Source organism: Bifidobacterium amazonense, from assembly GCF_018555435.2.
In the GTDB taxonomy this organism is placed as follows: domain Bacteria; phylum Actinomycetota; class Actinomycetes; order Actinomycetales; family Bifidobacteriaceae; genus Bifidobacterium; species Bifidobacterium amazonense.
On record NZ_JAFEJT020000076.1, the window covers coordinates 1 to 13,305 of the forward strand.

A 13,305-nucleotide genomic window follows, 5' to 3' on the forward strand; every position below is an offset into this window, starting at 1 on the left:
TTTGCGGCGGTCATGGCCCAGGTGAGACGCCCGGCTCCATTCCGAACCCGGAAGCTAAGGCCTGGCACGGCAATGGTACTGCACCCGATAGAGTGTGGGAGAGTAGCACACCGCCGCATTCACACTTTCAAGAGCCCCCGAAGGCAACACTCCGGGGGCTCTTTTGTTTATAGTCACCTATCGTTCCGATACGAACGGGCATCACGCCCGACGTAGGATACGCGAAACAGGGGAGGTTGTATGTCTCCGTTTGCAGACGAATCACACGAATCATGGCACACCATGCATCGGCGGATCACCGGCATCGGCCGCGGAATCGGCATCGCGGCGTTGGCGTTCACGGTGGCACTGGGCCTGTCCGCATGCACGGTCCCCATACCATCGGACAGCGAAACCCAGTCCTCATCCACGGGAACGGATGCGGGCGGCACATTGGCCACCGACACCCTAAACACGCTCCCCATCAAGGGCAGGGCGCCGAAAACCGGCTATTCGCGTGACCAGTTCGGTGCGGCATGGGCCGACGTCGACCATAACGGCTGCGACACACGCAACGACATCCTCAACCGAGACCTGACCGACAAAACCTACAAGGCCGGCACGCACGACTGCGTCGTCGCATCCGGTACGCTCAACGATCCGTACACCGGAACCGTCATCGATTTCGTACGAGGGCAGAACACCAGCGCCGCGGTCCAGATCGACCATGTCGTCGCACTGTCGGACGCATGGCAGAAAGGTGCGCAGCAGCTGACCGCAGACCAGCGCAAGCAGCTCGCCAACGATCCGTACAATCTGCTCGCCGTCGACGGTCCGTCCAACCAACAGAAAAGCGACGGCGATGCGGCGACATGGCTGCCGGCGAACAAATCGTACCGTTGCGCATACGTGGCCCGACAGATCGGCGTCAAGGCCAAATATGCGCTGTGGGTCACCCAAGCCGAGCACGATGCCATGGCGAACGTGCTTGCCAGCTGTCCGTCGCAAACCGTGCCGGAGGACGCTTCCGCAAACGCGGCGGATGATACCGATCAGAACAATACGGACCAGAGCGACGCCGGCCAGAACACAGCCGACGACCAGCCGTCATCCTCGACGGATACCAGCGGGGACGGCACGGTCACCTACAAGAACTGCGACGCCGTCCGGGCCGCCGGCAAGGCGCCGTTGTACAAAGGCGATCCCGGCTATTCGACCAAACTCGACCGCGACGGCAACGGCGTCGCCTGCGAATAAGCCGAACCGGTCGGGAACCCTGACCTTGTGAAGCCCCGCGATCCTCATGAACAGGACACGGGCTTCGCGATATAACGGCGGTTCATGTCGAACCGGTAGCATGTGCTACGGATCGCATCGACATCATCGAGGAAGGGTACGGGTATGAACGATCAGACGCAGCCGGCGGACCGGCCGATCATCGGCATCACGCCGCTCGTGGACATAGAACGGGACAGTCTGTGGATGCTGCCCGGATATATGGAAGGCATTGCCGCGGCGGGCGGAGCGCCGGTCATGCTGCCGCTCACCGAAGATGAGGAACTGCTGCTCCGTCTGATGGACGCGTGCGACGGCCTGCTGCTGTCCGGCGGACATGACGTGGACCCGGCGCTGTACGGTCGCGTTCCGATCGAGCAATGCGGCACCATCTGCCCGCAGCGTGACGCGATGGAAGGCACGCTGCTGAACATCGCGCTGGAACGGGACATGCCGATGCTGGGCGTATGCCGTGGACTCCAGTTCATGAACGCGGCGCTTGGCGGCACGCTGTACCAGGACCTGCCCACCGAGCATCCCGGACCGGTCGACCATGACATGAAACCGCCGTACGACGCGGTGCAGCATCAGGTGAGCATCCTGCCCGGCACACCGCTGCACGACCTGCTCGGCACGGATGGACTTGGCGTGAACAGCCGGCACCATCAGGCCGTCGAACGACTGGCCGAACCGCTGCGGCCGATGGCCGTCAGCGAGGACGGGCTGATCGAGGCCGCATGGATGCCGTCGAAGCGGTTCGTGTGGGGCGTCCAATGGCATCCCGAACACGCGTGGCGCACGTCGGCCGCCAGCCGTTCGGTGTTCGCCGCGTTCGTGGATGCGGCGAACACCATGCGGTAGTGAAGGACTACTTCTTCGCGGAGGCGGGTCGACGGGCGGATGTGGTGTGTGAACCACGGCTGCGACGGCGAGTCGGTCGATTGTGACAGGTGGCTCAGCGGTCCAGGAACGCGCGGATGTCCGCGATCTCCCGATCGCAGATGGCGTGGGCCATGTCTGGATACTCGTGGTATTCCAAATGTCCGGCCGCGCCGAGCACACGACGTGCGGTACGCTGGTCGGCCGGTGGGATCGTGCGGTCGAGGGAACCGTAGGCGAGGAAGAACCGGGTCGGCGAATCCAGCACAGAATCCTCCTCGCCTTTGAACGACGGGCTGAGCAGGATCGCGGCGTCGAACAACGTCGGATGCTCGACGACCATGCGGTACGACAGGTATCCGCCCTGCGAAAAGCCGACGAGCACCTTACGTCGACCGACGAACGCCGTGGCGTCCAACAGCGGCACGACCGCGTCGCCGACCGCAGAACATGCGCGACGGCGCTCGTCGACGCCGCATCCGTCCGGATACCAGTACGAGCCACCCATGTACGGCCGGTCGACCGTTCCACGGAACGACAGCCAGCTCGGCGACGGCGACGGTGACGCCGACGATCCGCGTGACAGTGCGTTCGCCGGTCCCGTCACGACGAATCGTTCGTCGGACGGTACGTCGTCAGCATCAGGCACGTGGTCGGCCCGGTATACGGCATCGATGATGCGCACCATCTCCGATTCGTCGTTCCCGTACCCGTGGAACATGACGAACAGCAGTGCATCGTCCGTATCGTCGCCGACGTCCGCGTCACTGATGCCGATGTGACTGGTGAATCGCAGTTGCATGGTCCCACCTCTGATTCCTGCTTGGGCATCCGCTATCTGCACGCTTCATCCATTGTTTATTCCGGGCAGTGATCGGCAACCCCGACACCGCCGTTTCGACCCGTTCGGGCTTGCCAGTGCAACTGCTGGGAGGTCTGAAGGTCATCCCGCACCAGCGTCGCCGGGTACTTTTGTTTCGTTTTCTCAAGTTTCCGCATGATGATGTCGTCCATGTCGACGCCGAGGGCATCCGCCATCATGACGCAATAGGTGAGCACATCCGCCAATTCCTCCTGAGCGTGGGCAGCGTCCGGTACGGGCGATGGCGCCCACTGATAGCACTCAAGTAGTTCGGCCGCTTCTATGCTGATCGATTTCGCAAGATTCTCCGGAGTATGGAACCGTTCCCATTGCCGTTCCGCAGTGAAATCCCGAAGTGCCTGAATGGTGCTGTCGCTGATCATGCCTTCATTGTACGTGCCATATAATGGCAGCCATCGGTTGCCCGCAGAGAATCGTGGTATGAACATGAAAACGGATGCTCCCTCGTTAAGGATCGTCAATCTCCCGTATGGGCGACATGATCAAGCCGATTTCAGACATGCTTTGGAGCTGCAGCTGCGGGAGTCGGTCGCGATGCCGAAAAGCGAGTCCCTGCTTGACCGATTTCTACTCGAACAACTTGTATACCTGACCGAATACCCGACCGTATACGTCGTGTATTCCGATGAGAAGAACCGTCATTCGAATCACACGGAGTACACCGTGTATGTCGGGGAGACAAACGACATTGTTCATCGGACGGTGCAACATCTGACGATTGATCCGCGGACGAGAACGGATTGGAAAGCCATCGCCGATGCAGTGGGGAACGATCCGTGCGCCGTCAGACAATATGTCATTTCCCATCCGTTGTTCAACAAGTCCCTGACCTTGGACATAGAGAATCGACTCATGCATTACATGTCCAGTGCCCCATCGGTGAAGCGGCTGAACAACCGTCGAACGAACGCCCAAGGCAAGTACTACACCTCGGATCGGTTCGATGAGATCTTCACGCAGATCTGGCTGGGACTACACCGGGATGATCCGGAACTGTTCCCGGCTGAGGAAATCATACGGGATTCCGCATTGTTCAAGGCGTCGCCGTTCCATCGGCTCAGTCCTGAACAGATGGACGCCGAGGAGATGATATTGACGCGTCTGACGGCCGTACTCGCCGAAAAACCGGACGCGGATAATGAGTGCGGGAGACATGCGTCCAGACCGAAGCTCATTTTCGTACAGGGTGCTGCGGGCACCGGCAAAACGGTGCTGCTCAGTCATTTGTTCTACCGCATTCGTACGGAATTGGGCACATACGCCATGCGATATCCCGACATGGACGAAGATGCGGATCTCCTGTATTCGTCTGGCGGACGGACCGGAGAATTATCCGCGTTCGTTCTGGTGAACCACAAGGAGCAGGTTCATGTGTACAACCAGATAGCCACCAAGCTTGGGTTGCAGAAACAATCCGGCGAAGTAGTGATGCTGCCGACTCAGTTCATCAACAGGTTCAGCTACAAGAAGGAGGGCTCCGAAAGACGCGATCCGTCCAAACCGAACGGGCACGCCGACATCGTATTGGTGGACGAGGCGCATCTGCTCGCAACGCAGGGCAATCAAGGCTATTCGGGTAAAAACCAGCTGTATGACATCCTGCGTCGGGCGAAGATCGTCGTGGCGGTGTTCGATCCCGATCAGATACTGCAGACTCGTCAGCAGTGGCATCCTGAAACCATGCGCATGATGGGACTGACGGGCGGGATGTCCACAGACGAGAAGTCGGATGCCATGTTCCATACGGTGACATACGGGAAATCTGAAGGATTGGAACCGATATCCATAGACGTGGCGCATGTTCGGCTTGACAGACAGTTTCGTATCGCCGCCAGCGATTCCATGATCCGTTGGATCAATGATTTCGCATCGGGCACGGCTCTGGACAGACTGCCGTCCGACCGCCGCGATCCTCGGACCGGGCAGTCGTATGAGGTCAAGGTGTTCGATTCCCCCATGGCGTTGCACGAGGCCATCGTGGACAAGGCTCGGGAGGAGTCGGGCGGTTGGAATGGCGTAGGCCTGTCCAGGTTGCTGGCGACATACGATTGGCCGTATTCATCGGCGTCGAAGAACAAGGACGACCCGCATGGATACTGGAATGTGGCATTGCACCGCGATGAATCGGGCACATGGCAACGTGGCACCGCATATGAGGGCACGATAGCCGCAGACGAACAGTTCGTGCTGCCGTGGAACTATCAGCTGACCGATCCGGATCCCGGAAAACTGGATAAGGATCTGGCCTGGGCCGAAAAACCCTATACGGTAGACGAGGTCGGCTCGATATTCACGATCCAAGGATTCGATCTGAATGTCGCCGGTGTCATCATCGGACCGTCGGTGACCTATCGTGACGGGAGAATCGTGTTCGATACGTCCGCCAGCCGAAACTATCTGGCGACCAACAAGCGCAAAGACTTCGTGGGCGGACATCTCGGTGACTGCGCGGAATCCAATCTGCGGCACGAGCTCAATGTACTTCTGAAACGAGGTGTGCACGGCCTGTATCTGTTCGCCGTGGATACGGCATTGCAGCGACGGTTGAAGGAATGCTGCGCTCGCTGACGTCGGTGAGCGCAACCTGTGACCTGCATCCCACGCAGGTGAACGCGGAGTGAACACGCGGGGCACGCGGATGTCGCGCGGCGGGGCCGGTCGCGTGTATAGTCGGATAGGTCACTTCTGTGGCCACCTTATCCGCTTCACGCAAGAAAGGTGAGCCGTGTCAGTAACAGACGAGTCGGCGGAGACGCCGATGATTGGCAAGAGCGTCATCTCGCTCGATGATCTTTCCCTCCGCCAGATCAAGGAACTGCTGCATAAGGCGCAGTACATCGATTCCCACCGCCGCGAGGTCGCGCACACCTGCGACGGCAGGGTGCTGGCCACACTGTTCTACGAGCCGAGCACGCGCACGCGTCTGAGCTTCGAAACCGCCATGCTGCGCCTCGGCGGCAAGGTGATCGGCTTCGCCGGCTCCCAGCTGTCCTCCGCGTCCAAGGGCGAGTCGATCGCGGACACGCTCAAGACCGTGTCGAACTACGTCGACGTGGTCGCCATCCGCCATCCGAAGGAAGGCGCCGCGCTCGTCGCCTCCCGCGCCGCATCCGTGCCGGTCATCAACGCCGGCGACGGCGGCCACATGCACCCCACGCAGACGCTCGCCGACCTGGCCACCCTGCAGTCGCGCTTCGGCCGCGTCACCGACCTGACCGTCGGCCTGTGCGGCGACCTCATGTTCGGCCGCACCGTGCACAGCCTCATCGAAACGCTGTGCCGGTTCGGCAACGTGCATTTCGTGCTCATCAGCCCCGACGAGCTCAAGACCCCGCAGTACGTGCTCGACCGCATCGACGCGACCCCGTCCTGCTCCTACACCGAGGTGCGCGACCTCGTCTCCGTGATCGGCGACCTCGACGTGCTGTACATGACCCGCGTGCAGCAGGAGCGCTTCTTCAACGAGGACGACTACCTGCGTCTGCGCGACACGTACATCCTCGACGAGGACAAGCTTCAGCTCGCCAAGGAGAGCATGGCCGTGCTGCATCCGCTGCCGCGCATCAACGAGATCGCCGTCGAAGTGGACAACGACCCGCGCGCCGCCTACTTCGAGCAGGTGAAGAACGGCATGCTCATGCGCATGGCGCTCGAAAGCTCCGTGGTCGGCGACGAACTGCCCGGCTACGAACCGCTTGACAAGAAGGAGGTCCAGGCCTGATGGAAGTCACCAGCATCGTCAACGGCATCATCATCGATCACGTGCCGGCCGGCACCGCGCTCAAGGTGCTCGACTATCTCAAGATCAACCCGGCGAAGACCAAGCTCGCGCTGATCATGAACACCGACAGCCACCTGTACGGCACGAAGGACATCATCAAGATCGAGGACGAGGACGGCAAGAAGACCCCGGCCATCGACCTCGACGTGCTCGGCCTCGTCGCGCGCACCGCGACGGTCGGCATCGTGCGCGGCGGCAAGATCGTCGAAAAGAAGACGCCGACGCTGCCCGAGCACGTGGTCAACATCCTCACCTGCAAGAACCCGCGCTGCGTGACCACCACCGAACGCGGCATCGACCAGATGTTCCACCTGACGCATTCGGAGCGACAGGAATACCGTTGCGACTATTGCGACGAGGAAGCGAAACTGTAATGCTGACCCTGCGCAACATCACGGTGTGGGACACCGGCGAGACGATCGACCTGGTGATTCCCGATACGGACGCGGACCGGCTGTTCAGCGAGACGGGCGCGGTCACGGACGGCGAGTTCGACGCGACCGGGCTGACCGTCGCGCCCGGCTTCGCCGACCCGCACGTGCACTTCCGCGATCCCGGCCAGACGTACAAGGAGTCGATGATCTCCGGCTGCCGCGCATCCGCGTCCGGCGGCTACACGAACGTGCTCATCATGCCGAACACCGTGCCCGCGATGGACGGAGAGCCGGTCGTCGCCGGCGAACCCGGCGCGTCTGAAGTGCTCGACGCCGGCTACGATACGGTGATCGACTACCTGCAGCATTACGAGTCCGCGCACGATACGGCGCTGCCGGTGCGCTACGACCTGTGCGTGTGCGCGTCGAAGGGCCGCGTCGGCGGCGAGGCGACCGATCCGGCCCGTTGGCGCGAGTATCTGCCGTCGTCCGCGACCGTGCGCGGAGCCGCGAAGGACGAGTACCAGCTCGCCCACCCGGTGAGCGCGGTCAGCGACGACGGATCGGCCGTCACCCCGGCGATCCTCGACGACGTGCTGAAGAACGTCAAGGACACCGGACTGTACCTGATCGAGCACTGCGAGCACCACGACACCGGCGCCGTCAACGACGGTCCGGTGGCGCGCGAACTCGGCGTGCCCGGCATCCCGGAGGATACCGAGCTGAAGATCGTGGCGCGCGACATCGCCAAGGCCCGCGAAACCGGCGTCCACGTGCACTTCCAGCACGTGAGCACGGCGATCTCGTTCGACGCGATCCGCAAGGCCAAGGCCGAAGGACTGCCGATCACCTGCGAGACCGCGCCGCACTACATCGCGCTGTGCGACGAGGACCTGCTGCGCTACGGTACGCTCGCGAAGATGAACCCGCCGCTGCGCTCCGCGGCCGACCGTCAGGCCACGATCGCCGCGATCGCGGACGGCACCGTCGACATGCTCGCCACCGATCACGCGCCGCACACGCTCGCCGAAAAGGAACTCGGCTTCCTCGAGGCTCCCAACGGCATCATCGGACTCGAATGCGCATACGGCGTGGCACACAAGGTGCTCGTCGACGGCGGATACATCGATGACAAACGACTCATCGAACTCATGTCGGTCGCGCCGCAGCATCTCATGGGCCACACGCCGACCGACGTGGCCGGACTGCTCAACACTTCGTCCAAGTGCGCGGTCAAGCGCACGCTGGACCTGGGACGCGTGGAGCACCCGGAGAACGTCGATCTGGTGATCCTGAACACGAACGAACCATGGACGGTCGACCCGGAACGGTTCCATTCGGCCGCGCGCAACACGCCGTTCGGTGGATGGCAGGTCACCGGCCGGCCGCTCGCCACGGTGATCGGCTCGAAACTGGTGTTCAGCAGGATTCGGTGATTACTAGCAATTACTAGCAATTACGTATAGTCGCATCGATTGCCATGGGTGTGACTACCCCTCAGCCAGCCTTCGGCTGACAGCTCCCCTGACAAGGGGAGCCGAGGGGACTGGACGAAAGGACAACGTCATGGATCGACTGATCGAAGCGATCGACAACGCGCAGAACCCGAGCGTCGTCGGACTCGACCCGACGCCGGCACTCGTGCCGCCGCAGGTCGTCGCGTCGTTCGCCGACGAGGTGCGCGACTCCGTCGAGGACGAGTCGGAGATTCCGGCCGCGCAGCTCGCCGTCGCCTACTTCGAATTCAACCGCACGATCATCGACGCGGTCGCCGACATCGTGCCCGCCGTCAAACCGCAGATCGCCATGTACGAGGCGATCGGACCGGCCGGCGTGGACGTGTACACGATGACCTGCGAATACGCGCAGCAGCAGGGCCTGTACGTGCTCGGCGACATCAAGCGCGGCGACATCGGTTCGACCGCGGCAGCCTACGCCGGGCACCTGAGCGGCGTCGCGGCCGGCACCGCCGGCGAGGACGCGCAGCCGTTCGACCCGTGGCACGAGGACGCGGTCACCGTGAACCCCTATCTCGGCACCGACGGCATCACGCCGTTCGTGGACGCGGCCGTGCAGTCCGACAAGGACATCTTCGTGCTCGTGCGCACGTCGAACCCGTCCAGCAAGGAACTGCAGGAACTCGACCTCGCCAACGGCGGCAAACTCTACGAGCGCGTCGCCGATCTGGTCGAAGGCTGGGGGAGCGGCTCCATCGGCGACCACGGCTACTCGCGCGTCGGCGCGGTCGTCGGCGCGACCCATCCCGAGGAGGGCGCGGCATTGCGCGAACGCATGCCGCACACGTTCTTCCTCGTGCCCGGCTACGGAGCCCAGGGCGGCACGGCGGCCGGCGTCGCCGGCATGTTCGACGCGGACGGCTCCGGCGCGATCGTCAACTCGTCGCGCGGCATCATCGGCGCATGGAAGAAGAGCGGCGAATACCGCGACGACATGAGCGCCGATGAGGCGCTCGCCCTGGTCGCCTCCGCCGCGCGTCGGGCCGCAAGCGACATGCGCGACGACCTGCGCGTGAACGTGTACCGCTGACGGTGACCGCGTGGCGCGGCTCCCGGCCATCGCGGGAGCCGCGCCACATGCATACGTGCTTACGGCAGGCCATGCCGTAAGCTGGACCATTGGCGTCGAATAGATTGATGCAGACGAGGAGAACCAAGGAAGCAATGCCCACCGCACCTTTCACCACCACCGCCGACGTGGTCGCCGAGGCGACCGAGGCCGGCTATTTCCCGGGCCGTCACACGGTCGAGATCACCGAGGTCACGAAACTCACCGAAGGCGTGTACCGTCTCACGTTCCGTGACGCGTACGTCGCGAAGCACGCGCGTCCGGCACAGTTCGTGAACCTGTTCAGCCACGATCCGATGAAGCTGCTGCCGCGCCCGTTCGGCGTGAGCGAGGTGGACGGTGATCTGGTGAGCGTCATCTTCGCGGTCGTCGGCAAGGGCACCGACGAATTCTCGCGTCTTGCCGCGGGCGACACGATCGACGTGCTCGGCCCGCTCGGCCGGCCGTTCAACACGAAAACCGCCGCGCACTACATCCTCGTCGGCGGCGGACTCGGCGTGCCGCCGCTCATCTACACCGCGCAGTATCTGCAGTCGAACGCGGACGCGCGCACCACCGCCGTGTTCGGCTACCGCAATGACCATTTCGCCGACCAGTACGTGTCCCGCTACGCGGACGCGACGGTGAGCATCGACGAATCCGAAGGCAACGTCATCACGCTGCTCGACCGGCTCGAGGCCGCCGGCGAACTGACCCGTGACGGGCTCGCCCCCGTGATCCTGTCCTGCGGTCCGCTGCCGATGATGAAGGCTGTCGCCCAGTGGGCGTCCAAGCGCGGCATTCCGAGCCAGCTGAGCATGGAACAGCGTATGGGATGCGGCTACGGTACCTGCGTGGTGTGCGTGGTCGACACCGTCGACGGACGCAAGAAGGTGTGCTCGGACGGCCCCGTGTTCACCGCGGAACAGCTCGGATGGGAGGCGTGAGCGATGACTGCACCGACGAACAACACCCCGATCAACGTGTACGAGAAGCACGAGTGGAAGCATAGGACCGTCGTCGCCGGCGTCGAATGGAAGAACCCCGTCGGCACCGCGTCCGGCACGTTCCAGCTGGCCGCCTGCCGTTGGTTCTACGACGTGAGCCAGATGGGCGCGATCTGCACCAAGGGCGTCTCCCCGGTGCCGTGGGAGGGCAACCCCGGCCCGCGTACCGCGGAAAGCCCCGCCGGCATGGTCAACGCGGTCGGCCTGCAGAACCCCGGCGTCGACCACTATCTCGTCGACGAACTGCCGAAACTCAAGGAACTCGGCGCGACCGTCATCACTAATGTCGCCGGACACAGCGACGACGACTACGCGCAGGTCGTCGCCAAACTCGCCGACTCGCCGGCCGACATGCTCGAAATCAACGTGAGCTGCCCGAACGTGAGCCACGGCGGCATGTCCGTCGGCACCGATCCGGTCGCGCTGAGCCGCCTCATCGGCCACCTGCGCAAGCTCACGTCCAAGCCGATGATCGTCAAACTGTCTCCGAACGTGACCGACATCGCGCTCATCGCGCGCGCCGCCGCCGAAGCGGGCGCGGACGCCTTGAGCCTCATCAACACGCTTGTCGGCATGCGCATCGACATCCGCACCGGCGAGCCGATCATCTCCAACCGCACCGGCGGCGTGAGCGGACCGGCGATCTTCCCGATCGCGCTCGGCTTCGTATGGCGCGTGCGCCAGGCATTGCCGGACATTCCGATCATCGGCATCGGCGGCATCGACTCGGGCGAAAAGGCGCTCGAATTCCTGTACGCCGGCGCGAACGCCGTGGAAGTGGGCGCGGCCGCGCTGTACGATCCGACCGCGCCGATCCGCGTGGCCCGCGAACTCGACGACCTGCTCGACTCGCGTCCGGAGCTTGCGGCCAAGCTCGCCGCGGGCGAGACCTGGCGCTGACGACTTTTAAGGTAAGGAGAAACACCATCATGACCATCGCATCGCTCGATCATCGCTTCACCGAGTTCCTGCTCGACTCGCAGGCCCTCAAGTTCGGCGACTTCACCCTGAAGTCCGGCCGCAAGTCCCCGTACTTCATCAACGCGGGCGCGTTCAACGACGGCCGCAAGATCGCCACGCTCGGCGCGTTCTACGCCGAGAAGATCGCCGAGGAGATCAAGGCCGGCAACCTGCCCGCCGACATCGACACCGTGTTCGGCCCCGCGTACAAGGGCATCCCGCTGGGTGTCTCCACCGCGATCGCGTTGACCTCCGCGCACGGCATGGAGGTCGGCTACACGTTCGACCGCAAGGAGAAGAAGGACCACGGCGACGGCGGCATGATGGTCGGCACACAGCTCAAGGACGGCATGAAGGTGCTGCTCGTCGACGACGTGATGACCGCCGGCACCGCCGTGCGCGAAGTCATCCCCAAGCTCAAGGCCGAAGCGGACGTCGAGGTCGTGGGCCTCGTGCTGTCGGTCGACCGCATGGAGAAGACCAAGGACTCCGACCTGTCCGCCGTCAAGGCCGTCGAGGCCGAGTTCGGCTTCCCGGTGTTCGCCATCGCCAACGTGCGTGAGATCTTCGAAGCCGGTCAGCACATCGAGACCGCGTCCGGCCAGCCGTACGTGACCCCCGAGATCAAGGCCTCGGCCGACGCGTATCTCGCCCAGTACGGCGCGTGAGCAGTGCGGTCGAAATAACGCATAAGCGGGGCACGGTCGGTGACGGTCGTGCCCCGCTTTTTGTTGCGCTGCCTGCTGATCAATCAATGGATCGGTCATAACTCGCACTCCGTGAGGACGCCTGTTTGACGATCGAGAGGCTGATTTTCGATCCCGCAAGGGTCAGTTCGACGGTTGAGAGGCTTTACCGTCGCGAACATCGTGTCTGCGCGGCGCCTTGGCCACCGTGGAAAGCCGTTATTGCCGGCAGTCCGCTGACGTTCTAGCCTCTCAATCGTCGAACCGACTCCGGCAATGAGCGAAATCAACCTCTCGATCGTCGATCTGACCGAAATATGTGGTCCGAAGATTCAAGAAAGACCGTTATATCCTAAGCCCACGTAGCGGGCTTAGGATATAACTAGAATCTATGACACTGCTGCAGCTGAAATACATCGTCAAGATCGTCGAATGCGGGTCGATGAACGAGGCCTCGCACGAACTGTACGTCTCGCAGCCCGCGTTGAGCTCGTCCGTCAAGGAACTCGAGAACGAGCTGGGCATCGAGATCTTCACCCGCTCCTCGCAGGGCATCGCTCTGACCGTCGACGGTGCCGAATTCCTCACCTACGCGCGTCAGGTGCTCGACCAGGCCGCGCTGCTCGAGGAGCGCTACAAGAACGCGAAGCCGCGCAAGCAGCTGTGCTCCGTGTCCACCCAACACTACATGTTCGCCGTTGAGGCGTTCGTCGAGATGATCAACTCGATCAAGTCCGACGAATACGAGTTCACCATCCGCGAGACGCGCACCAAGGACATCATCAACCAGGTCGCCAACGGGTTGGTGCGTGCAAGGAACACGTGCAGCGGCGCGCGGAACAGCGGATGGAATTCGAGGTGCTTTTCGCGCAGCAGCTTGCCGATCACGTCCTTGTTGAAATCGGACAGGTACAGG

Annotated in this window: 13 protein-coding genes and 1 rRNA gene; 12 read left to right on the plus strand and 2 right to left on the minus strand. The window is 62.9% G+C overall.

The genetic code is table 11. From position 1 onward, the window contains the following. The first annotated feature begins 2 nt into the window (after positions 1–2). The 3 genes from rrf (at position 3) to JS533_RS12315 (ending at position 2,115) form a co-directional block, all read left to right on the plus strand. Positions 3–119: ribosomal RNA gene (gene rrf, locus JS533_RS12305) — 5S ribosomal RNA — on the plus strand. A 121-nt stretch (positions 120–240) separates the two neighbouring features. Beyond that, entirely contained in the window at positions 241–1,236 is a 996-nt protein-coding gene (locus tag JS533_RS12310) for a GmrSD restriction endonuclease domain-containing protein (protein ID WP_241514984.1), read from the plus strand. A gap of 144 nt (positions 1,237–1,380) precedes the next feature. Next, positions 1,381–2,115 (plus strand): gamma-glutamyl-gamma-aminobutyrate hydrolase family protein, encoded by a 735-nt coding sequence (locus tag JS533_RS12315; protein ID WP_241514986.1) that lies wholly within the window; start codon positions 1,381–1,383, stop codon positions 2,113–2,115. 94 nt (positions 2,116–2,209) lie between these two features. Here JS533_RS12315 and JS533_RS12320 read toward each other — a convergent pair whose 3' ends face one another. Both JS533_RS12320 and JS533_RS12325 read right to left on the minus strand, forming a co-directional pair. Further along, positions 2,210–2,929, minus strand: a complete 720-nt coding sequence (locus JS533_RS12320) for an alpha/beta hydrolase (RefSeq protein ID WP_241515002.1) — start codon at positions 2,927–2,929, stop codon at positions 2,210–2,212. 62 nt (positions 2,930–2,991) lie between these two features. Beyond that, a complete protein-coding gene (locus tag JS533_RS12325) occupies positions 2,992–3,378 on the minus strand; it encodes a nucleotide pyrophosphohydrolase (protein WP_241514987.1) in 387 nt (128 codons plus the stop codon). Between the two features lie 58 nt (positions 3,379–3,436). Here JS533_RS12325 and JS533_RS12330 point away from each other — a divergent pair, with 58 nt between their 5' ends. From JS533_RS12330 to JS533_RS12370, 9 genes are all read left to right on the plus strand, one after another. Beyond that, on the plus strand, positions 3,437–5,584 hold the full coding sequence (locus JS533_RS12330; protein ID WP_241514989.1) for a DUF2075 domain-containing protein: 2,148 nt from the start codon (positions 3,437–3,439) through the stop codon (positions 5,582–5,584). A 190-nt stretch (positions 5,585–5,774) separates the two neighbouring features. Continuing rightward, a complete protein-coding gene (gene pyrB, locus JS533_RS12335; protein ID WP_241515004.1) occupies positions 5,775–6,737 on the plus strand; it encodes an aspartate carbamoyltransferase in 963 nt (320 codons plus the stop codon). Next, positions 6,737–7,171 (plus strand): aspartate carbamoyltransferase regulatory subunit, encoded by a 435-nt coding sequence (locus JS533_RS12340; protein ID WP_241514991.1) that lies wholly within the window; start codon positions 6,737–6,739, stop codon positions 7,169–7,171. Before pyrB ends, JS533_RS12340 begins: the two co-directional genes overlap by 1 nt. Further along, on the plus strand, positions 7,171–8,607 hold the full coding sequence (locus JS533_RS12345) for a dihydroorotase (protein ID WP_241514993.1): 1,437 nt from the start codon (positions 7,171–7,173) through the stop codon (positions 8,605–8,607). Before JS533_RS12340 ends, JS533_RS12345 begins: the two co-directional genes overlap by 1 nt. Before the next feature lie 130 nt (positions 8,608–8,737). Continuing rightward, positions 8,738–9,718: an orotidine-5'-phosphate decarboxylase gene (gene pyrF, locus JS533_RS12350; RefSeq protein ID WP_241514995.1), complete on the plus strand. Its 981-nt coding sequence runs from the start codon at positions 8,738–8,740 to the stop codon at positions 9,716–9,718. 134 nt (positions 9,719–9,852) lie between these two features. After that, a complete protein-coding gene (locus JS533_RS12355; RefSeq protein ID WP_241514997.1) occupies positions 9,853–10,683 on the plus strand; it encodes a dihydroorotate dehydrogenase electron transfer subunit in 831 nt (276 codons plus the stop codon). A gap of 3 nt (positions 10,684–10,686) precedes the next feature. After that, the gene (locus JS533_RS12360) at positions 10,687–11,643 is read left to right on the plus strand and encodes a dihydroorotate dehydrogenase (protein WP_241514998.1); all 957 of its coding nucleotides are present in this window, start codon (positions 10,687–10,689) and stop codon (positions 11,641–11,643) included. A 29-nt stretch (positions 11,644–11,672) separates the two neighbouring features. Beyond that, positions 11,673–12,371, plus strand: coding sequence for an orotate phosphoribosyltransferase (gene pyrE / locus JS533_RS12365; RefSeq protein WP_241514999.1), 699 nt, complete (start codon positions 11,673–11,675; stop codon positions 12,369–12,371). A gap of 409 nt (positions 12,372–12,780) precedes the next feature. Beyond that, positions 12,781–13,305: LysR family transcriptional regulator (locus JS533_RS12370; protein WP_241515000.1), on the plus strand; the 525-nt coding region annotated here is incomplete at its 3' end.

What these genes read in the sequence shown, in the direction of transcription:
- JS533_RS12310 (WP_241514984.1), top strand. Translation starts at nt 241, where the DNA reads ATGTCTCCGTTTGCAGACGAATCACACGAATCATGGCACACCATGCAT.
- JS533_RS12340 (WP_241514991.1), top strand. Translation starts at nt 6,737, where the DNA reads ATGGAAGTCACCAGCATCGTCAACGGCATCATCATCGATCACGTGCCG.
- pyrF (WP_241514995.1), top strand. Translation starts at nt 8,738, where the DNA reads ATGGATCGACTGATCGAAGCGATCGACAACGCGCAGAACCCGAGCGTC.
- pyrE (WP_241514999.1), top strand. Translation starts at nt 11,673, where the DNA reads ATGACCATCGCATCGCTCGATCATCGCTTCACCGAGTTCCTGCTCGAC.
- pyrB (WP_241515004.1), top strand. Translation starts at nt 5,775, where the DNA reads ATGATTGGCAAGAGCGTCATCTCGCTCGATGATCTTTCCCTCCGCCAG.
- JS533_RS12360 (WP_241514998.1), top strand. Translation starts at nt 10,687, where the DNA reads ATGACTGCACCGACGAACAACACCCCGATCAACGTGTACGAGAAGCAC.
- JS533_RS12330 (WP_241514989.1), top strand. Translation starts at nt 3,437, where the DNA reads ATGAACATGAAAACGGATGCTCCCTCGTTAAGGATCGTCAATCTCCCG.
- JS533_RS12325 (WP_241514987.1), bottom strand. Translation starts at nt 3,378, where the DNA reads ATGATCAGCGACAGCACCATTCAGGCACTTCGGGATTTCACTGCGGAA.
- JS533_RS12345 (WP_241514993.1), top strand. Translation starts at nt 7,171, where the DNA reads ATGCTGACCCTGCGCAACATCACGGTGTGGGACACCGGCGAGACGATC.
- JS533_RS12315 (WP_241514986.1), top strand. Translation starts at nt 1,381, where the DNA reads ATGAACGATCAGACGCAGCCGGCGGACCGGCCGATCATCGGCATCACG.
- JS533_RS12355 (WP_241514997.1), top strand. Translation starts at nt 9,853, where the DNA reads ATGCCCACCGCACCTTTCACCACCACCGCCGACGTGGTCGCCGAGGCG.